We start from the raw sequence: 21412 nt of genomic DNA, 5'->3' as shown, positions 1-21412 counted from the left end.
AGTTTATATAGCTGTTTAATATAGAAAACTTTTTAGGAGGACGATAGAGATGAAAAACATTTCATTAAAATCAACAGTAACAAAAGCAGTAGTTTTAGGAGCGTTGATCGCACCATCAGTTTTACCATTAGCAGCACATGCTAATGAAGATTCATCAGTTGTTGCTACAAGTAATGAGAAACAGGTAAGTACATTTGAGGAATTAAAAGCAGCCTTAGCAGACGCTTCAGTATCCGCAATTGAAGTGACAGGAGATATTACTTTCCCGAAAGCTATCATTGGTGTTCCGATTAGAGATGTGAAAGTGTACTCAACAACGGAAGCGAAAATCAATCTTGGTAAATTTTATGTACATGGTAAAGTTTCAAGTAAAGAAAGAGCAACTTTCACTTTAGAAGGTGTTGCAGTTGAGGGGAATCGCAAATTAGGTACTTTCTTTAAAGGAAGTAACGGTTGGGACTTTGTATCAAAAAACAATACATTTAATGGGGAAACATTAGTTCAATTGGACAACGGAACGTTAACTTTTGAAGGAACAAACACAATTGATGCAGAAGATGAAATCGGTTGGGTAGCTCATGTTGTCTTTAAAGAAGAATCTAAATTAGATGGTATTGCTGCTAATAGTATACATGACCGCAGTGCATTTAAATTCAAAGGAACCTATGCAAACGGCTGGCAAGGAACTGCAATAGTTGAAACTGGGGCAGTTGTTAGTTTAAATGTGAAAAACAAAGCACGCTCTGCTTTTAACGGTAAAATTAATCAAATCGACTTACAATCAGGATCAATAGTATCGATTAGTACAGAAGGTACAGGGTTAGCTTTTGACAAATCATTACAACATAAACAAGCACCCGTCTTAAACATAGGTGAAAATGCAATGTTTGAAGTTCACTCTAAAGGCTCAGCAAAAGGAATCAAACCAGCGTTAGATTTTGCACAGCCTGGGACTCAAATGAATGTTGCTAAAGGTGCGAATGTTGCAATCACTGGCGAAGCTTCTCGTGGAGCAATCTCAGCAAATGCAGCGTCATTTAACGTAGATTGTGCAGCGTACTTTGAATTAGGAAATACTACAATCGGTGCACCTATTTTCAGTACAAAGAAAAATGAAGGAACTGCAACATTTGCCTTCCAAAACCAATTATATGCTGAAGGATACAGCGACTATAATACATTGTTCAATGATTGGGGAGTTAAATCTGCAACAGTCAATATAAATAATGGCGCAACTACTTCTGTAGAATCTGAAAATGATGATTTTAATGCGAATTTTAATGTACAAAATTTTGGCAAAATTATTTTGACTAGTAGCTCTAATTAGTCTATTTTATACAACGAGGTTGGGATAGAAGTGTTTAACTCCGAGAAATAATAAGGAGTAGCTTCTGCTCTCACTAGTTATTCGGATTTCAAGTGAGTGGGATGTGATTCAAAGAGTGATGTCCCACTCAACGTTGTAAAATGTAGAGCAATGATTTTGTAAAACAATAATCAAAGAAAGGAGGAGACAAATGTTAAAGAACAGGAAGTGGCTAATGGTTTTCACAACTATTCTGACACTCGTATTGATTTTTTTCCAAAGTACGTATATTCGAGCTTTTTTTGATGATAGTTACAAAATTAAAGCAGAGGAAACAAAAGAAAAAAAAATAGATACAGCACAAAAGACTAGCGATTTTAGTTTACCGTATTTGGTTGATGATCCTAGTGATCGAGGAAATCCATTAATGAGTTATTCCAAAACAATTACTTTGGGGCAAGAATCAATTCCACCTTTAGAAGGGAAATATAGTTTTATTCCTCGTTGGACAGACTCGATTCCTGGCAGACCTGATACCGGAACGAAAATGGTTAATGTTAATAATAGCTTTACTGAATTAGCTTCTCATAATGCCTTTCAAGGTCCTGTATATCGTTACACGCCAGAAGATGCCAAAGCAGGTAAAGTAGCGCAATTAATTTATACTAACGTAGGTATTTTCAAAGGTAAATGGATTGATATGCGGGTCACTGTTAATAAAGTCGATGAAGGAGCAGGTTTTAATACTCGTTTTGAAAGAGCACCAGGTTTATTGATTGGTGCGAACAAGCACAATTTTAACCAAGTACGTCTAACTTTAGGGTTAGGTACAAAAGAAGCTGACTATCCAAGTGCGGATCTGCAATATGACTATTTAGATCATGAGACTCAAGCTAAAGTTGAGGTTACTGGTTATAATGTTTTTTCGGATGTTGATTTCTATGAAAGTATTCTATTGAATGAAAAGCAAATGAACTTACAAAAATTGATAGTTCAACAGACTAATATTTTAAATTATAAAATCACTAATCAGTTACTTCATATTTTTCCGGCAAGACCTGGGGTAGGAGAGCCAGATGCAACTGATCCTAATTATGATCGAGAAACGTCAAAACGATCATGGGCTGCTTATACTTTTGGTCCAACAAGCAGTTATAATTTGATTTTTCGAATGTCTAACAGTGCTTCTTTAGTGGACAATGAGGCGTTAATTCCATTTAAGACAGATAATCCTAATAAATTAGGTTATGACAGCACGGATAAAGTAGATTTTTCAATATATCAATATACACCGAATAATGGTAAAAACTATCGTTATAAATCATTTATTTGGCTTGATCCTATTCATAATGCAGTGAAAATTGCCGATAAATCGGATATCACACTAAAGCTAGGTCAAACTCAGCAAGAATTACCTCAAAGTTATTATAACGTAACAATTGATCGTGATAAAACTGTACCAAGCGTATCGGCTGATCCAGAAATTGGTATTGAAGCCGAACCAGCAGGTGTTAGAGATGTGATTCGAGTTGAATTTACTGAACAATTTATGCAAGATCAAGCAATGTATGGTGAAATGTTGCAAATGGATATTAAGGGAACCTTGAATAAAGATAACTTAACAGCAGTTCGGGAAGTATATTCAGAAGCTGAACAAGCTTTTATTATACCGAATAGATCAGAATTACATTATACAGATACGATACTGACAGATAACGAAAATAAAAAAAATGTTGTTTCCAGCAACACAGCAAAATCTAGGGTGAAATCAACCGAAGCAGTACAGCCTTTTGTTTCTAAGAAAGTTACTAATAAAACAGCTGTCAATAGTAATCGGCCTACTGGTACACAAGCAAAAATCGGTGATATTTTGGAGTACGAAATGGAGATTGAAAACCGTTCATTCGTACCAACAAATGTTTGGAAAAATGTTGATATTTCAGACACAGTTGTTTCGTCGTTAGATGTTGATGCAAGTACGATTTCAGTTATCCAAGATAATAAAACCGTAGCGCATGTATATGATGCTGACAGTCAGAAAATAAGTTTACCCAAGAAAAATATTCTAGCAGATGATAAAGCTAATTTCAAAATTAAATTTTCAGCTAAAATCAATCTTTCTGGTGCAGCAACCCAAATTGATAACTGGGTTTTCGCCAAAGGATTTGATTCTGCTAATAAAGCAGTAAACGGTGAAGCGAATGCTCTATTAAAAGAATTTGTTGAAAATCTTGTTCCGCCAACAATCACTTTGAATGAAAAAACGGGTGTATCTACTGGTGAAGCAAAAAAATTAACTGGTACATTCAAAGATAGCGATTCAGACACAGTTTCAATCTATTACAAAATAGATGACAAAGACCCTGTTCAAATAATAGCTGACTATCCTAATGCACCTAAAAATACTTCTATTCCCTACGAGTTTATGATACCAGCAGCTGAACTACCTCAAGGAGCGCATAAAATTGAAGTTTATGCAGTGGATAAAGAGGGACTTATCTCAAATAAGGAAACGCTGGAATTGACAGATGGAATATTACAATTACTTTCAGCTCCTAAAATAATTGTATTTGGAACTAATATTGCTGTGAAAGCTTCTGATCAGCGAATCGATGAACCGGAATCTATGGATAAAGATTTAATCATTAGTGATCAGCGTGGCTCAAAAAAAGACTGGGTATTAAAAGCTAAGTTAACGGAAGAGCTACATAATGCAGCCGACACGTCTATTGTTATTGAGGATGCAATTCGTTATGTCTATAAAAATAAGGAATTTTCTTTAAATAGCAATGCTCAAAATATCTACCAACCAGATAAACAAGTTAGTTTATATAATGTCAATGCTACTTGGACTAAAAAAGGTGACGGCTTAAAATTAGAAACGAAATCAGGTGCAATTAAAAAAACTGGTGATTATGAAGCGAAAATCTTGTGGCAATTAGTTGAGGCTCCATCTAGTAGCAAACCTTAGAAAGGAAAAGGAATATGAAAAAATTTAATAATAGTTGTCTCGCATTATTCTTACTTCTTTCTATAACTTTTACTTTAGGTTCAACAGTAGCTTTGGCTGAAGGTGGAGAAGCAGGTACTATTGCAGAAATTGAGTTTTATACAGATGATTCAAAGGAAATGCCAGTAGATGAAAGTAAAGCACCAGAGCCTGAAAAAACAAAAAAACCTATTGGAAGGTTTCCTAATACAGGGGAAATTATTCGAAAATCATTAATGATGAGTGGTTTGATGTTGGCATTTATAGGTTTATGGATTCTTTGGATGAAGAAAACAAAACGGAAGGATGATTTGGAGTTATGAAAATCAAATTGTTTTTGACTTTGAGTATTCTGATGTTTAGCATAATTGTTCCTCAAAAATCTCAGGCTGAAAACCAGACAGCCAATCAAAAGGGTTCAGTTCAATTTGAAGCATCACTGATTCCACCTCAAGTGATTGATCCAGAGTTTCCAGAAAAGCCAGTTGATCCAGGTGAATTTACACCACAAGGTGAATATTTACGTTTAGATTTTGCGCCACAATTGAATTTTGGTAGAAATAAGCTTTCATCCCAAGATCAATTTTATTCAGTCAATGCACAGCTTTTTCATGGTGAACAAGAGGCTCGTGGTAATTTTGTACAAGTTTCGGATAGTCGAACAACAAGTGCTGGTTGGAAGTTACAAGTAAGACAGGAAACGGCATTTACTGAATCAAAAGAAACAGGGTTGATTGGTGCGTATCTGTCACTGGATAAAGCTTGGGCTAATTCATCTATGGATCAAAAATATGCACCAATATTAGGTAGCGAAGTAGTCAGAATTGACAAGGTTGGAACAACATATAATTTAGCTAATGCTGAAAAAGGAACTGGGCAAGGGACTTGGACTATAGCGTTTGGAGCATCCGAAGAAAATGAAAATGCGATTGATCCCACGCTGAAACCTGCAGTAGATGAACACGGCTCACCTATACTTGATCCGAATTTTGAAAATAAACAAGTGTATAAAAATAAAGCAGTCACACTTTTTGTGCCTGGGTCTGTCGAAAAAAAACAGACAAAATACCAAACGGTGATAACTTGGATTTTATCTGAGTTGCCATAAATAGAAACACACACAAATAGGAGGAAATTCAATATGAAAAAAAGAACATTGTGCACAGCTGCGTTATTAGCAGTACTAGGGACATCAGCATTGTTACCAGCAGGAGCTTATGCAGATGATGCAACAAATGTAACAAGTAAGGGCAAAATCGAGTATGTGGAAGATAAGGGGAAAAATGATGATAAACATCCGGAAAAACCAGATGTTATTGTTAAACCGCCATATGTGCCTAATGAGGCAGAAGGTGCCTTAAAAATTGATGGTGTTTCAGATTTAGACTTCAAACAACAAAATGCGGTTTTAACTGATGCAGACTATTTTGCAGAACAAACACAAGTTTCATATACTAAAGATGATAAAACAGTGATTGAAAAAGTTGGTAATTACTTGCAATTAACTAATAAACGCATTGATAATCCTACAAAATGGACATTATCTGCAAAAATGGCTCAACAATTTAAAGGTGTTACGTCTGAAAATGTATTAGAAAATTCTACGATCACTTTCACTAATCCATTCATTGAATCTGAAACGAATAAAACAGTTAGCCCATGGCCAGAACTTACAGCTGTAGCTAACGGATTTGTTTTAGGAGAAGATGGTGCATCAGTTGATATTTTAGAATCTAAAGATGTAAAAGGCGGTTTTGGTACTTATACAGTTGCCTTTGGTAATACAAAAGATTATTTTGACAGAACACAAAATGGAACAAGTGAAGATTCAACAGGTGTAGCAAATCAAGACGGTAAAATTGAAAACGGATCTGTTTCTTTGATGGTTCCCGGTAGAACTGTGAAAACAAAAGAAGCATATGAAGCAAAAATTCTTTGGACATTGACCGAAAAACCATAATTTTACTTTTAACGAATTTAAAATTCAATTAAATGAAACAGGGGATGCACCGATTATTATCACCATGCAATAATTGGTGCATTCTTTACTTTTTAGAACAATCAAGGAAGGACGCACGAATGAATAAAAATAAAATAGGTGTAATTTTACTTTTCATGTTCTTATTAGTAGTAAGAGCTGAGCAAGTATTTGCAGATATAGATAAATCAGAAGCGGGCGCAGTAGGCTTTCTTTATAAAACAAATCACCCTGAGAATCAGCAAGGAGAAAGCGGTTATTTTGACTTGCGGATGCAACCAGGGCAAAAACAAACAGTCTCAATTACATTGATTAATCCAGGGGAAAAGGAAGTTAAAGTTAGTGTTGTATTAAGCGGGGTACGAACCAATTCTAATGGAGTTCTTGAGTACGGTCCTACAAAATTGGAAAAAGATTCTTCAATGAAATTTGATTTCGTGGATGTTGTAAAAGCACCTAAAGAAGTGGTAATTCCAGCGAAATCAGAACAAGCACTGAATTTAGATATAGAAATGCCGGATACTACATTTGATGGATACATAGCTGGAGGGATTCAACTTCAGAAAATTAATGATGAAGAAAGTGAAAAGAAAAAAGATAAAGGGACCAAGGTCATAAATGAATATGCGTACAATATTGCCATGTTATTAAGTGAAACAAATCAGAAATTAGAACCTGCATTGCATTTTGTAAAAGCATATGCCAGTCAGCTAAATGGTCGTAACATTGTTACTGTTGATATTGGCAATGAAAAATCGGATTATCTTGATGGACTAACTATTGAAGCACAAATCATGACAGATAAATCAGATGAAGTACTTTATGAGTCAAAAAAACCAGGAATGGAAATTGGCCCAAATAATGTATTGAATTATCAAGTAAGCATGAGCGGTGAAGCAATGAAACCTGGTAACTATAGAGCTCATGTGCTTGCCACCGCTAAAGGCAAGAAATGGGAATGGACAGAAAATTTTAAAATCACAAAAGAAGAAGCTGAGAAATTTAACCGAGAAGATATTGGATTGGACCAAAACCGTGGTTTAGATTGGAAGTTAGTTGCTGGGATCGTAGGTGGCGTATTACTATTAATTATCACTATTTTTGGTTTGATACATTTTACTACTAGAAAGAAACAAAAGAAGAGAAAAAAAAGACCGCAGAAAAAATAAAGGGGGATTAAAATGACTATTTTAGATTGGCTGGCAATTATTAGTCTGTCAGTAGCGATTCTCTCCTTACTCTTTTTTCTGTTCAATCTTATTAGAAATATCTATTTTGGAAAAAAACTAAAGAAATACAACCACTACCGAGTAAAAAATAAGAAAAAAAAGAAGCAACTGATTAGAATAAAAAAAGAGTTAGCTAGAAAACGTAAAAGCACACTACTTTTTTCTATATTCTTTTTTCTGATTATATTGCTCGGAGGCGGTTTGTCTGCGTACACTGTTTATTATCAATCAAGTAATTTAGGAATGGATGATAAAAAAGCTTTAGTAAATGGCTATTTCCATCTACGAGATGTTGAAGGACAATTAAGTAAATTACAAGCTGAAAATGATGAGGCAGCAATCAATAATTTGAGAAACTTAGCACCACGTCTTTCAGCATTTGCTTTAAACAAGGCTGACTATCGTATCAGTGAAAATGGGCAAAACTTGCTGAATCGTTATTATACGTCTATGAAGGAATATGGAATAAATGTTTCTTCGCGGTTGTCCACAATTGAGAATGATCCACAAGTCATGGACGAGTTAATATCAGATATGGAAAAAGTGAAAAAGAATGAGAAAAAAGTATTTGATACCTTTAAAGTCAACGAAAACGCCTTAGCAGAGAAGCGCTAGGTAGACCGTTTAAAGGAAGTGAGAATACTGGAACAAAAGGGTAAGAGAGAGAGAATAGCTAAAGATAGACTGGATAAGAAAAAAAGAGCACAAACATCTTCTACTAAAAAAACAACTTCCAAAGTAATAGCTAAAAAGGGAAAATACCGGAATTACAACAAGGCGGTTGTGAAAAGTAAAGTAAAAAAATATAGAAAGAAACAAAAAATACAAAGTAGTAAAAAAAGGCGAAAACAACAATTCAAAAAAATCGGGTTAGAAATTGTAGGTGCAGCATTAATTGCTAGCCTAGTGATTTGGCTATTTTCTTTTTTTATTTTTGCCATCGTAAAAGTTGAGGGATATGCGATGTTACCCAATTTAGATGAAAATGAGCAAGTTTTTGTTAATAAATTAAAAAAACCAAAACGTTTTCAACTAATTTATATTCGAACACCAGACGGTAAGAGCAACACAATTCGACGTATTATTGGCTTACCTAATGAAACACTTCGATATAAAGAAGATCAGCTATGGATCAATAATGAAATGAAACCGGAATCGTTTATAGAAAAAGAAAAAGCTACGTTGAATACAGAAAAACCAACATACACAGAAGATTTTGACTTGCGAGAGCTAATTGGAGTAGATCGTATACCAAAAGAAAAGTACGTAGTTTTAGGGGATAATCGACCTTACGCTACCGATAGTCGAACGTATGGGGTGGTCGACGAAAAAGAAATAGTGGGTGTTGTGACAACCAGATTATGGCCGGTGCATAGAATTGGAGATTTGGGTATTTAGATAACTAAGCCCGTGCTAATAGAAACTAAACTTAGAGGATAAAAATAAAGCCATCGCTCAAGATGACTTTATTTTTATCCTCTAAATGTTCTATTTGTTCAAGGTTTTAATTCAATGAAACAATTTATGCCAAAAACTTTTTTTAGGTTGATCTGTTTGAACAGTTGAAGCTGTTTGGTTCGGATACTTCTCTTCAACATCAATAACTTCTTCATTTACCGCCTCTTTAGCAGCTAAAACTAACCCTAAAGCGTCTGGTTTGTTCTCAACAAAATCATTGACCACTGTGAATTTTACTTTTCGTTCGTTGATCAATTTAATATAAGCCGACTGTAAAGTAATTTCCATCGCTCCGTTTAACAAGACTGTAGCATCAGGATGCAGTGTCATCTCTTTCAAGAAATTTGCTTTATCCCCAGCATTTTTCATCTGCGTAATCGTCATCGTTAAATAGCATCGTTCACGAAATGTTCCCATGTATTTACGTTGTTCTTCTGGTTTGAGCTGTGGGGTGCCATACATTGCATTATCTAAATGTTTTTGTAAGTCATCTTGAGCCATTAATTATCTAACCTACTTCCGTTTTATAGTCTTATCTTGAATTATAGCATATAACGAAATACAAAACTCTTGGAAAAGCTGATTTTTAAGGGATTAGGAGTGAATAAATGACAAAAAAGTATTGCTTTTCTTTCAAGTTTCGCATAGACTAATAAGTAAGAATGAAAATCATTCTCAATTAGAAGTTGAATAAGTTTACTTAACTTTTGAGTGAGTCAGTCGTTTAATTGTTGAAAAAGTTAGCTTGTAAACTAGCTGAATCATAGCATTGAATGACTTCATTCCAGCAAGTAGAAAAATGGAGCGAGTATATGAAAAAAATAGGCCTATTTGTTCTCTTACTCCTTTTGATTGTATCATCGATTTTTGTCGGGGTGAAAGATATATCCCTGGCACAATTATTTCAATGGGATTCACAGCAACAATTAGTATTGTTAACAACGAGGATTCCTCGAACAATTAGTTTAGTGATTGCTGGAAGTACGATTAGTATTTCTGGATTGATCATGCAGCATTTAACGCAAAATAAATTCGTTTCGCCAAGTACGGCAGGTACGATGGACAGCGCTCGGTTAGGGATTTTAGTTGTGATGATCCTATTTCCTAGTGCACCGTTACTATTTCGGTCATTTGTCGCATTTTTATTTGCTTTTGGTGGAACATTGATTTTTATTTATCTCACACGGTTTTTACCAGCTAAAAATCAAGTGATGATTCCGCTGATCGGTGTGATGTTTGGTAATATTATTGGTTCAGTAGCAACCTTTTTTGCCTATCAATTCCAATTAGTTCAAAATATGTCTTCTTGGCTGCAGGGGAATTTTTCTACAGTGATGAAAGGCAATTATGAACTGCTTTATCTAACGATTCCGTTACTGATCATAACGTATCTGTTTGCCTACCAATTTACAGTAGTTGGTATGGGGGAAGATATGGCGACAAATCTGGGCTTGAATTATCAGCGTATCCAGTTGTTTGGTTTAGGGATCGTAGCGTTATCAAGTGCGGTGGTGTTGATCATGGTTGGAAATATTCCGTTCTTGGGCGTGATTGTTCCTAATATCGTATCAATGCGTTATGGGGATCATATGAAAAATACACTAGCAATCACAGCAGTTGGAGGAAGTATCTTTTTACTGGCGTGTGATGTTTTAGCGCGAGTTGTGATTGCACCTTATGAAGTCCCCGTCAGTGTTGTCGTCGGCGTATTGGGTAGTTTCATCTTTATCACATTATTGATGAGGAGGAAAACAGCATGAAAAAATTCTTCCAATCCTCAGCAGTAAAAATTATTTTATTATTGATTGCAGTGATTAGTGTTTGTGCCTTGTATTTATCTTATAAAACCTACGGGAACTGGGATTTCGCTTTAGAGCTTAGAGGGAAAAAACTACTGGCATTTGTATTTGTCGGGATCGCTGCAACATTTTCAACGATTAGTTTTCAAACAATGACTCAAAATCATTTTCTTACCCCAAATATTTTAGGGCTAGATTCATTGTATGTCTTTATTCAAACGTTGCTGTTCTTTTTTTTAGGCGGTCAGCAACTTTTAGGAAATGAGACCATTCCGACATTTCTTTTTAATGTATTATTGATGGTTGCGGCTAGTATTGTTTTGTCGCGGTTCTTATTGAAAAAAGGCAGTAATGATCTGTTTTTATTGTTAATGGTCGGTATTATTTTAGGAACGTTTTTCAATAGTATCAGTACTTTTTTACAAGTAGTGATGGACCCGAATGAGTATGATCTGCTTCAAGGGAAATTATTTGCAAGCTTTGGTAATGTGAATAGTCAGCATCTATTGATTGCGGGTATTTTGATTACCTTTTTAGCAGGTTTCTTGTGGGTGAAAAGTCATGCTTTAGATGTGCTACATTTAGGCAATGAGCAAGCGACTAGTTTAGGGATCAACGTGCCTAGATTTCAGTTTGTGTTATTAACTGTTATCAGCGCCTTGATTGGATTATCGACAGCTTTAGTAGGACCTGTGACGTTTCTTGGATTTATTGTAGCGAATATGAGTTATCAGTTGATGGGCACTTATAGGCATCGTGAGTTATTTTTAGGTGGAAGCTTGTTGTCGATTGTCTTGTTGGTTTTAGGACAGTTCCTTGTGGAGCAGGTTTTTCAGCTGAATACGACGTTAAGTATTGTGATCGAATTTAGCGGCGGATTATATTTCGTTGGTAAAATTATTAGTGAAAGGAAGCAGCGCGGATGATCGAAATCAAAAATGTATCAAAAAGATATGGTGAAAAGATTGTTGTTTCAGAAGTTCAATTGCCAATTACAGAGCAAAAGTTGACCGCTTTTATCGGTCCAAATGGGGCAGGGAAAAGTACGCTGCTTTCAATGATGAGTCGCTTGATTCCTAAAGATACTGGTGAGATTTATTTAGATCATAACGAAGTAAAAACATGGAAACAAAGTGAATTATCAAAAAAACTATCGATTCTAAAGCAAACAAATGGCATCAATTTAAAAATCACAGTCAGAGAGTTAGTGAATTTTGGTCGTTTCCCTTATAGTAAAGGGCGTTTGAAAAAAGAAGATCATGAAAAAGTCGAAGAAGCAATGAAGAATCTTGGTTTGTTGGATTTGGCAGATGAATTGATCGATACTTTGTCAGGCGGACAATTGCAGCGAGTATATATTGCTATGGTTTTAGCTCAGGATACAGATTATATTTTGCTGGATGAGCCATTGAATAACTTAGATATGAATTTTGCAGTTCAAATGATGCAGACATTGCGACGCTTAGTAGATGAATTTGGTAAAACAGTAGTGATCGTATTACATGATATCAATTTTGCTGCTAGCTATGCTGATGAAATCGTAGCAATGAAAGATGGCCGATTATTTACTCATGGAAGTACAGACGACATTATCCAATCAGAAGTGTTGAATAAGCTTTATGATATGAACATCCGAATTTGTGAAATAGAAGGAAAAAGATTTTGTATGTATTTTAACTAGAAAAGCTGAGAGCGTTGTTCAGCTCTTGAGCAAATTAGCAAAATAAACATTTAAACCCATGGTAGAAAAATTTAAAAACCTTAATTAAACTGGAGGAAACAAAATGAAAAAGAAATTTTTAGCAGTTGCAACCGTATCAATGATCGCATTACTAACTTTAGGTGCGTGTGGAAACAACGGAAAAAAAGCTACAGATGGTTCTGCATCTAAAGAGTCAACTTCAGATGCAGCAACAACAATTACAGTAAAAGATTCAAACGGTTCAATTGAAGTACCGAAAAACCCTAAAAAAGTCGTTGTGTTTGATAATGGCTCATTAGATACAATCGATGCATTAGGTGTTGGTGATACAGTAGTTGGTGCGCCAACAAAGAATTTACCAAAATACTTGTCTGACTACAAAAAAGTAGAATCTGCTGGCGGAATCAAAGAGCCTGATTTAGAAAAAATCAACCAACTAAAACCAGATATGATCATTATTTCAGGACGTCAAAAAGATTTCCAAGACAAATTAAGCAAAATCGCTCCAACAATTTATTTATCAGTAGATGCCAAAGATACATGGAATTCTACGAAGAAAAATATCGAAACTTTAGCAGAAATTTTTGATAAAAAAGATGAAGCTAAGACTAAAATTGCTGATTTAGAAAAAGAAATTTCAGATGTAAAAGAAAAAGCTGAAGCAAGTGATGAAAAAGCCTTAGTTGTTTTAGTGAATGAAGGACAACTTTCAGCTTACGGCAAAGGTTCTCGTTTTGGTATCGTTCATGATACATTCGGTTTCAAACAAGCAGATGATGCCATTGAAGCCTCAACTCATGGTCAAAGCGTTTCATATGAATATGTCTTAGAAAAAAATCCAGATATCTTGTTTGTTGTTGACCGTACGAAAGCAATCGGTGGCGATGATACAAATGATAATGTAGAAAATAACGAATTAGTAAAACAAACGAATGCTGGTAAAAACGGTAAAGTAATCTCATTACAACCAGACGTTTGGTACTTAAGTGGTGGTGGATTAGAGTCAACGCACTTGATGATTGAAGATGTACAAAAAGCATTGAAATAATCTTCGAACATACATCGAAGAAAAAAGCGGTACATAGGGCAAAAATTGCCCTATGCACCGCTTTTTAATGTAATATGAGTAGATTATAAGCTAAATTCATTTTCTCTTTTTTTCTTAGTGAAATAAACAGCTGCAACTATTACTAAACCAATAGAAGTCATTGTAGCGTTAATTTCTGTTTCACCTGTTTCAGGTAGATTTTTATTTACTTTTTTAGAAAGATCTGTTTTCACAGGAGTTTGTAAAAGATTTGGAATCGTTGCTTTTTGAATGTTTGCTGTTGGAGCTTCTGGAGTACCAGGGACAGTAATTATTTTTCTATAGGTAGCAACAAAATGTTGATCTTCTAAGCCAAATGTCCCATCAAGAGTTGAAGACGCATTTGAATAAGTTGCTTGAGAAAGACCTAAATATTCATAGCCTGCTAATTCAGGAGCCGTAATAGTAAATGTATCCTTAAATTTACCAGCTTGGGAAACGACGTCGCCTAATGGTACGCCATTTTCATCAGCACAAACGACGCTAACCGTTGTTTGAATACGATCATAGCTATAAATAACACGTTGATCAGTTTCTATGAATGAACCAGTATGGTTCTCCGGTGTGTTTACTAACGTGTAACCTGGGATATTTTTTGGTGTAGTTGTATAGATATCACCAATAAATCCACCTAAAATAGTTACAGCATCAGTTAATTCGTTTCCTAAATCGTCAAGATGAACAACATAGACATTTCCACCAGTAATACCATCAAGTTGTTTAACAATAACAGAAATACTGTGAATGCCTGAGGCAGAGTTAGGGAATGTTAGCTGTAAACCAAGTTGCCCTGTAGCATCTGCAATGGGGATTGCCATTCCATCTGAAGTGGAAACAAATTCATACTGTCCTGCTGCTAAAGGTAACTGAACATTTTGAGTTGTGCCTACTTCGCCAGTAATAGAAAGACTTTGGGTTGAGCCTGTTGTCTGATCTATAAGGCTAATATTAACAGTTACATTAGTAACAGCTTTTTCTTCTTTAGCTTCTTCTTTTTCGTTTACTTCCTTTTCAGCTTCAGGTTTAGATACTTCTTTTTCAGAGTCTTTTTCTGGTTTGCTTTCAGGTTTAGTTTCTTCTGCTGGTGTTTCAGGTTTTGCTTCTGTTTCTGTTTCGGGTTGTTTTTCAGCTTCAACTTCTTTTTCAGCTTCAGGTTGTTCATTTTCTGGAACTACTTCTTGTTGTTCTGAAGGAACTGACGGTGCTTCTTCAGCGAATACATATTGTGCATTCAACAACGTGGGTGCTAGTAAAGTAACCAATGCTAAACTAGCAAATCTTTTGTTTTTTTTCATTTTCTCTTCTCCTCCTAAGATAGCACCAAATTATTTTGGTACCAATTAAAGTATATCATTAACAAGAAGGGCCGTTTTATCAAAAAAAGGGTTTATTTTATAAGAAATAGAGAACAAAGTCGTAGATTATAAATCCGATGATAGATAATATTTACATGCAAAGGTGAAAATGTAGAATGATTTCAATTTGTTATGGGAGACGTTACTAGCTTGCTAGTTAAATTAAATGATAAAAAACATTGTTGACTCTCACTATTTTTGTATGCTACAATCCATATAATACATTATCTATTAAAATTAAATGTGAAGACGAGGAAAGTATTTTTCAGATAACTCAAAGAGAGTCTCGCTTGGTGGGAAGAGACAGTGAATATGGAAAAGAAAATGGCCTTTGAACAAATTGCTCGAACACGTTAAGATCAATTCAGGTGCGCCTGTTATAGCGCCTCAGTATGTTTGTACTGAAAGAGTGGACTTAATTATTTAAGTCAATTGAAGGTGGTACCGCGAAAGTTTAAAACTCTCGTCCTTTTATAGGACGAGAGTTTTTTGTTGTGAATCACTACGATTGGCTTCGTCAGAGTAGATGATGAACAATACAAGGCGACTAAAGGGAGAGAAGTTACATCTATATTCAGCTTTTCTAAAATCTACACAAACATGGTAGGAGTAGCTTAATGTATTACAGATACTGAAAGGGGAAACAAAAATGAAGAAAAAATTATTAATCGTAAGTGCAGTATTAACGGGATTATTGCTAACAGCCTGCGGAGGCAATGACAAAAAAGAAACGACTAAAAGCGAAGACGGGGCAATCGCAACAAGTCAAAAAATCGAAATCAGTTCACCAGCACCACTTTCAACATTAGACACAACACAGACAATGGATAAAAACACCTTTACAATCGTTCAGCATCTGTTTGAAGGCTTGTATCGCTTTGATGACGATAGTACGCCAATTCCAGGACTAGCAGAAAAAGTTGAGATTAGTGAAGATGGTTTAAGTTATAAATTTACATTAAAAGATGGTATCAAATGGAGTAATGGTGAACCGATCACTGCACAAGATTTTCTGTATTCATGGAAAAAATTAGTAACACCTGCAACAATTGGTCCAAATGCATACTTGTTAGACAATGTAAAAAATAGTAAAGCAATTCGCAACGGTGAAAAATCAGTAGATGAAATAGGACTTTCTGGGCCAAGCGACAAAGAGTTTGAAGTGACGTTAGAGCAAGCGCAGCCCTCATTTTTAACAGTTGCTTCAATTGGCTGGTTAGCGCCACAAAATCAAGCGTATGTTGAAAAACAAGGCAAAGACTACGCAACAGACAGCGAGCATTTACTTTATAGTGGTCCGTTTATCTTAACAGATTGGGATGCATCATCAGATACATGGACGTTAAAGAAAAATCCTGAGTATTACGATGCAGATAGAGTGAAATTAGAAGAAGTTAAAGTCAGTACCATTAAAGAAGAAAACACAGGAATCAATTTATATCAATCAAACGAATTGGATTTAGTCCGAATCAGTGGTCAATATGTGCAACAATATAGCGATGAAGCAGGATACGTAACGCATTCTGATGTAGCCAATTACTATTTAGATTTCAATAAAAAAACAGGTACAGCTCCTGATAATCATCATTTACGAAAAGCAATCGCACAAGCAATCGACAAAGATGCATTAACGAAAAGTGTGCTAAACGATGGTTCGAAACCATTGAACGGTTTGATTCCAAGTGGGCTCTATAAAAATCCCGAAACTTCTGAGGATTTCAGAAAATTCAGTGGTGATCATTCAGTATACGATGTGAAAAAGGCCCAAGCTGAATGGGAAAAGGCTAAAGCGGATCTAGGTGATAAAATCAAGCTATCCCTTTTAGTTTCTGATGACGATAATGGGAAGAAAATCTCTGAATATGTGCAGAGTCAATTGCAAGAAAACTTAAAAGGCCTAGAAATTACTATCAATGCGCAACCAAAAAACAATGTCTTACAAACACGTAAAGATAAAGATTATGAACTTTCATTGTCAGGTTGGATTGCTGGTAGTAGTGATTTGGATTCTTATTTTAACTTATACGCTGGAGAATCGGCATATAACTATGGTTCATACAAAAATGCTGACTATGATAAATTGATTACAGACGCACGCACAGTTAATGCAAATACACCAAATAAACAGTTTGATGACTATAAAAAAGCCGAAGATATTTTATTGGATCAAGATGCTGGCCAAGTGCCTCTTTATCAAAGTGCGTCTAACTACTTGATCAATCCAAAAATCAAAGGAATCAGTTATCACTTGTATGGTGATTATTTCAATCTAAGAACGGCTTATTTAGAAGAATAGAAAACGCTTTGTAGGTGGCATATTTGAACTGAGGAGGTACACAATGTCTCAATTATTAGAACGATTTATCCGTTATGTCAAAGTCAATACACGCTCTGATGCAGCTAGTCAGACAGTTCCAACAACACAAGGACAAGTGGATTTTGCACGAATCATAGAAGAAGAATTAGCTGAAATCGGACTTTCTGATATTTACTACAATGAAAAAAATGGTTTTTTAACGGCTGTTTTACCTGCAACAACTGAGGAAAATGTTCCGACGATTGGATTTATAGCTCATTTAGATACAGCCGATTATAACGCTGAGAACATTCAGCCCAACATTTTTCCAAATTACGATGGTCAAGATGTTGTACTTAATGAAAATCTGGGAATTATCATGGCCACTGAAGAATTTCCCAATCTGAAAGAGTATATCGGTCAAACCTTGATCACAACAGATGGAACGACTTTATTAGGTGCGGATGACAAAGCGGGAATTGTAGAAATTTTAGATGCAGTTGAATATTTGTTGGCACATCCTGAAATTCCTCATGGCAAAGTGTTGCTTGCTTTTGGACCAGATGAAGAAATCGGGCGCGGAGCAGATCGGTTTGATGCAGCGAATTTTCCAGCGGATTTTGCCTACACAATAGACAGTGGAAGAGTCGGCTGCTTTGAATACGAAACGTTTAATGCGGCACAAGCTGTGATCACGATCGAAGGGACAAGTGTCCATCCGGGAACTGCTTATGGAACAATGGTTAATGCAATCAAATTGGGTGAGAGAATAGATGCTCAATTACCTCAAGCGGAAGTTCCAGAAAAAACACGTGGACATGAAGGGTTTTATTTACTGACAAAGTTTCTTGGAAGTTTAAACTATGCTGAGTTGACATATATCATTCGGGATCATGACAAGAACCTTTTCCAACAAAGAAAACAACAGCTTGCGGATATCGTCGGTGAATTAAATAAATCATTCGACAAAGAACGGATCGGGATTGACTTTCTAGAGCAGTATTACAACATGAAAGAGGTCATCGAAAAAGATATGACATCTGTAGAACTTGCTGTTAAAGCAATGGAAAATCTAGGGATCAAACCGGATATCCAACCTTTCCGAGGTGGCACTGATGGATCGAAAATCTCATTTATGGGGATTCCAACGCCTAATTTGTTTACAGGTGGAGAAAATTTCCATGGACAATATGAGTTTATTACATTAGAGTCAATGGAATTAGCTGCAAAAACAATCGTAGAAATCATTAAAGAAAATACGAGTAAATCAAGAGTTTAAGAGAAAAAGTCTATTTTTATATAAAAAATAGTTGACAATATTAGAATTTTCTAATATGATTGTCCTCAATAGCAAAGCTTTGAGAAAGAGGAGTAACAACACTGGAACTTTTCAGAGAGCTGATGGGACTGCGAATCAGCAAGGGATGGGTTGTGAATGGACTTTCGAGCGAAATGTTGAATCTCAGTAGGCATTTTCGGGAACTCCCGTTATAGAGTAAGGTCGTTGATAGACGACTGATAAGAGGAAAGAATTCTTTCAAACTTGAGGTGGCACCGTGAATTTTTCGCCCTCAAACCACAGATTTTGTGTGGTTTGAGGGCTTATTTTATTGTAAAGCGTGAAAAAAGTGGTTTACAATAAAAGGTGTGTTAAGGAGAGAGAAGTAACCTTACTAGAAATCACCAAGCACTGTAATCCCAACGGATCAATAGTGAACAGCGATTCCAAGGTTACGATAAAGAATTTTTTTCATTGAGGTGGTACCGTGGATACTATTATTCGCCCTCACAAAACAGATCGAGGTCTGTTTTGTGAGGGCTTTTTGCTGTGAATCACTACGACTGGCTATGCCAGAGTAGATGATGAACAGTACTTGTCGAGCAAAGCGAGAGAAGTCACCGAACTAGGAATCACTACGACTGGCTATGCCAGAGTAGATGATGAACAGTACTTGTCGAGCAAAGCGAGAGAAGTCACCGAACTAGGAATCACTCCGATTGGCTTCGCCAGAGTAGATGAAGAACAGTACTTGGCGAGCAAAGCGAGAGAAGTAACCGAACTAGGAATCACTCCGATAGGCTTCACCAGAGTAGATGATGAACAGTGCTTGGCGAACAAAGTGAGAGAAGTAACCAAACTAGGAATCACTCCGATAGGCTTCGCCAGAGTAGATGATGAACAGTACTTGGCAAACAAAGCGAGAGAACTTTCATTCCTAGAGAATCACATATTCTATCAAACTCTTAAACAAAAAAATTAGAAAAGAGGAACTAACATGCAATTAATCAAAGAAATCCAAGCAGATTATCTAACAGCGATATCCGCATTTTTAAGAATTCAAGGAACAAACAAATGCCTTTTAGAAAGCATTCCTAGAGATAAAAGCAAAGGACGTTATTCAATCATTGCATGGGATGCTATTTCTGAAATCACTTGTTTTGGAAAACAATTAACGATAGATGGGCAAACAAATACGGTAAAAGATCCATTAAAAGAAATCGAAAAACAGGTATTGAAGAGAGAAGAACTCGTAAAAGAACTTCCTTTCCAAGGTGGTGCAATAGGTTATGTCGGTTATGATGTGATTGCCTGCTATGAAGATTTAGGCAAGCTGCCATTTGATGAATTAAATGTTCCTGATATCCACTTTTATCTATTCGATTCTTATTTGATTTTCGATCATGTCGGTGAAAAAATCATTTTGGTTGAGGCGGACACTTACTCAAAACGAAGTGAAGAAGTATTAAACGAAGCAATCAAGCAGAAAATAAATGAATTACAAACACCAAACGAAGAAGAACAAAAGGAGATCCAGTTAAAAAAATTGGATTATCAAAGCAACTTTACCAAAGAAAGCTTTGAACAAGTAGTTACAAAAGTGAAAGACTATATCAAGCAGGGAGACATGTTCCAAATGGTGCCTTCACAACGCTTAACAGCTGATTTTGAAGAAGAACCTTTCGATTATTACCGTAGATTAAGGGTCACTAATCCATCAACTTATCTGTATTTTCTAGATTTTGGTGAAACATACGTGATTGGATCATCTCCAGAAAGTCTAGTCAGTGTCAAAAATCAAATCGTAACAACAAATCCAATTGCAGGAACACGCAAAAGAGGGCGAACGGTGGAACAAGATTTTATTTTAGAACAAGAGCTACTCACAGATGAAAAAGAACGTGCAGAGCATTTAATGTTGATTGATTTAGGGCGAAATGACGTAGGTAAAGTGAGTGAAATTGGTTCTGTCGAAGTCCCCGTTTATATGATAGTGGAGAAATATCGCTTCGTTATGCATCTGGTGTCAGTTGTTACAGGACGATTGAAAAAAGGATTGACCGCAATGGATGCTTTAAAAGCTACCTTACCAGCAGGAACAGTCAGCGGTGCGCCAAAAATCAGAGCGATGCAACGCATTTACGAAATCGAATCAGTCAAACGAAATATCTATGCTGGAGCAGTTGGCTATTTGTCAAAAGATGATCAAGCAGACTTTGCTATCGCTATTCGGACAATGGTCATTCATAAAAATAAGGCCTATGTTCAAGCTGGTGCGGGGATCGTTTATGATTCTGATCCTATGAAAGAATATGAAGAAACATTACAAAAAGCTAAGGCACTTTTGGAGGTGGGGAAATGATTTTATTGATCGATAATTATGATTCATTTACGCACAACCTTGCGCAACTAATTGGGATGAATCAGGAAGTCGTGATCGTTAGAAATGATGATCAAAAGATTTTTCAATTAGCAGAACAAGCGGCTGCAATCGTTATTTCACCAGGGCCTGGAACACCAGCAGAAACGGGTTATGTAAAAGAAGTGATCCAACAATTTTACGAAAATAAACCTCTATTGGGCATTTGTTTAGGACATCAAACGATTGGTGAAGTATTTGGCGCTCAAGTGATTTTAGCTAAAGAAATACGTCATGGCAAGCAATCGATCATTACAACGAGTAAAGAGAGCGGTCTTTTTAAAGAGATGAGTGAAAACAGTTCTGTTATGCGTTATCACTCACTGGTGATCGCACAAGAGACATTAGCAAAAGAATTTAGAGTTACAGCAATAGCTATTGATGACCAAGAAATCATGGCGATTGAACATCGAACATACCCGATTTTTGGTCTTCAATTTCATCCAGAATCAATAGGAACGCCAGAAGGTGCAAAAATGATTCAACAGTTTATTCAACTAACGGAGGAACAATGA

At 35.9% G+C, this 21412-nt stretch carries 19 protein-coding genes and 2 other annotated features; of the genes, 17 read left to right on the top strand and 2 right to left on the bottom strand.

Annotated elements, in window-relative coordinates:
- Positions 1-49 precede the first annotated feature (49 nt).
- From JZO69_RS12460 to lepB, 8 genes are all read left to right on the top strand, one after another.
- Positions 50-1327 (top strand): pectate lyase-like adhesive domain-containing protein, encoded by a 1278-nt coding sequence (locus JZO69_RS12460; RefSeq protein WP_207113192.1) that lies wholly within the window; start codon positions 50-52, stop codon positions 1325-1327.
- Positions 1328-1517: 190 nt separating this feature from the next.
- Positions 1518-4277 (top strand): WxL domain-containing protein, encoded by a 2760-nt coding sequence (locus JZO69_RS12455; RefSeq protein ID WP_207113191.1) that lies wholly within the window; start codon positions 1518-1520, stop codon positions 4275-4277.
- Positions 4278-4291: 14 nt separating this feature from the next.
- On the top strand, positions 4292-4618 hold the full coding sequence (locus tag JZO69_RS12450; RefSeq protein WP_207113190.1) for an EF2685/EF0750 family sortase-dependent surface protein: 327 nt from the start codon (positions 4292-4294) through the stop codon (positions 4616-4618).
- Complete coding sequence (locus JZO69_RS12445) at positions 4615-5403, top strand: WxL domain-containing protein (RefSeq protein WP_207113189.1); 789 nt, start codon at positions 4615-4617, stop codon at positions 5401-5403. The genes JZO69_RS12450 and JZO69_RS12445 overlap by 4 nt, the downstream gene beginning before the upstream one ends.
- A 33-nt stretch (positions 5404-5436) precedes the next feature.
- Positions 5437-6255, top strand: coding sequence for a WxL domain-containing protein (locus JZO69_RS12440; RefSeq protein WP_207113188.1), 819 nt, complete (start codon positions 5437-5439; stop codon positions 6253-6255).
- Positions 6256-6374: 119 nt separating this feature from the next.
- On the top strand, positions 6375-7442 hold the full coding sequence (locus tag JZO69_RS12435; protein ID WP_207113187.1) for a WxLIP family cell surface protein: 1068 nt from the start codon (positions 6375-6377) through the stop codon (positions 7440-7442).
- A gap of 12 nt (positions 7443-7454) precedes the next feature.
- Positions 7455-8117 carry a hypothetical protein gene (locus JZO69_RS12430; RefSeq protein ID WP_207113186.1) on the top strand — a complete coding sequence of 221 codons (663 nt, stop codon included), beginning with the start codon at positions 7455-7457 and terminating at the stop codon, positions 8115-8117.
- A gap of 18 nt (positions 8118-8135) precedes the next feature.
- Positions 8136-8900, top strand: a complete 765-nt coding sequence (gene lepB / locus JZO69_RS12425; RefSeq protein WP_347401594.1) for a signal peptidase I — start codon at positions 8136-8138, stop codon at positions 8898-8900.
- A 111-nt stretch (positions 8901-9011) separates the two neighbouring features.
- On the opposite strand, the gene JZO69_RS12420 is transcribed toward lepB, so the two are convergent.
- The gene (locus tag JZO69_RS12420; RefSeq protein WP_207113185.1) at positions 9012-9461 is read right to left on the bottom strand and encodes a YueI family protein; all 450 of its coding nucleotides are present in this window, start codon (positions 9459-9461) and stop codon (positions 9012-9014) included.
- A 311-nt stretch (positions 9462-9772) separates the two neighbouring features.
- Here JZO69_RS12420 and fitA point away from each other — a divergent pair, with 311 nt between their 5' ends.
- The 4 genes from fitA to fitD all read left to right on the top strand — a co-directional run bounded on the left by fitA (position 9773) and on the right by fitD (position 13509).
- The gene (gene fitA, locus JZO69_RS12415; RefSeq protein WP_207113184.1) at positions 9773-10720 is read left to right on the top strand and encodes an iron chelate ABC transporter permease FitA; all 948 of its coding nucleotides are present in this window, start codon (positions 9773-9775) and stop codon (positions 10718-10720) included.
- Complete coding sequence (gene fitB / locus JZO69_RS12410) at positions 10717-11685, top strand: iron chelate uptake ABC transporter family permease subunit FitB (RefSeq protein WP_207113183.1); 969 nt, start codon at positions 10717-10719, stop codon at positions 11683-11685. The genes fitA and fitB overlap by 4 nt, the downstream gene beginning before the upstream one ends.
- Positions 11682-12440: an iron chelate ABC transporter ATP-binding protein FitD gene (gene fitC / locus JZO69_RS12405; RefSeq protein ID WP_207113182.1), complete on the top strand. Its 759-nt coding sequence runs from the start codon at positions 11682-11684 to the stop codon at positions 12438-12440. The genes fitB and fitC overlap by 4 nt, the downstream gene beginning before the upstream one ends.
- A 103-nt stretch (positions 12441-12543) precedes the next feature.
- On the top strand, positions 12544-13509 hold the full coding sequence (fitD, locus tag JZO69_RS12400) for an iron chelate ABC transporter substrate-binding protein FitD (RefSeq protein ID WP_207113181.1): 966 nt from the start codon (positions 12544-12546) through the stop codon (positions 13507-13509).
- A gap of 83 nt (positions 13510-13592) precedes the next feature.
- Here the strand turns inward: fitD and JZO69_RS12395 are convergent, their stop codons facing one another.
- Positions 13593-14843 carry a MucBP domain-containing protein gene (locus JZO69_RS12395; protein ID WP_207113180.1) on the bottom strand — a complete coding sequence of 417 codons (1251 nt, stop codon included), beginning with the start codon at positions 14841-14843 and terminating at the stop codon, positions 13593-13595.
- A gap of 297 nt (positions 14844-15140) precedes the next feature.
- Positions 15141-15377: a binding site (T-box leader), on the top strand.
- A 175-nt stretch (positions 15378-15552) separates the two neighbouring features.
- Between JZO69_RS12395 and JZO69_RS12390 the strand changes: the two genes are divergently transcribed.
- The 5 genes from JZO69_RS12390 to JZO69_RS12370 all read left to right on the top strand — a co-directional run bounded on the left by JZO69_RS12390 (position 15553) and on the right by JZO69_RS12370 (position 21412).
- Entirely contained in the window at positions 15553-17199 is a 1647-nt protein-coding gene (locus tag JZO69_RS12390; RefSeq protein WP_207113179.1) for a peptide ABC transporter substrate-binding protein, read from the top strand.
- A 43-nt stretch (positions 17200-17242) separates the two neighbouring features.
- On the top strand, positions 17243-18478 hold the full coding sequence (gene pepT, locus JZO69_RS12385; protein WP_207113178.1) for a peptidase T: 1236 nt from the start codon (positions 17243-17245) through the stop codon (positions 18476-18478).
- A gap of 70 nt (positions 18479-18548) precedes the next feature.
- Positions 18549-18775, top strand: a binding site (T-box leader).
- Between the two features lie 298 nt (positions 18776-19073).
- Entirely contained in the window at positions 19074-19460 is a 387-nt protein-coding gene (locus JZO69_RS12380) for a hypothetical protein (RefSeq protein ID WP_207113177.1), read from the top strand.
- A 15-nt stretch (positions 19461-19475) separates the two neighbouring features.
- Positions 19476-20840 (top strand): anthranilate synthase component I, encoded by a 1365-nt coding sequence (gene trpE / locus JZO69_RS12375; protein WP_207113176.1) that lies wholly within the window; start codon positions 19476-19478, stop codon positions 20838-20840.
- The gene (locus JZO69_RS12370) at positions 20837-21412 is read left to right on the top strand and encodes an anthranilate synthase component II (RefSeq protein WP_207113175.1); all 576 of its coding nucleotides are present in this window, start codon (positions 20837-20839) and stop codon (positions 21410-21412) included. The genes trpE and JZO69_RS12370 overlap by 4 nt, the downstream gene beginning before the upstream one ends.

The sequence above is a fragment of the Candidatus Enterococcus ikei genome, assembly GCF_017316105.1.
GTDB lineage: Bacteria > Bacillota > Bacilli > Lactobacillales > Enterococcaceae > Enterococcus_L > Enterococcus_L ikei.
Note: the sequence above shows the minus strand (reverse complement) of the source record. Positions and strands in the feature narration are given on the sequence as shown.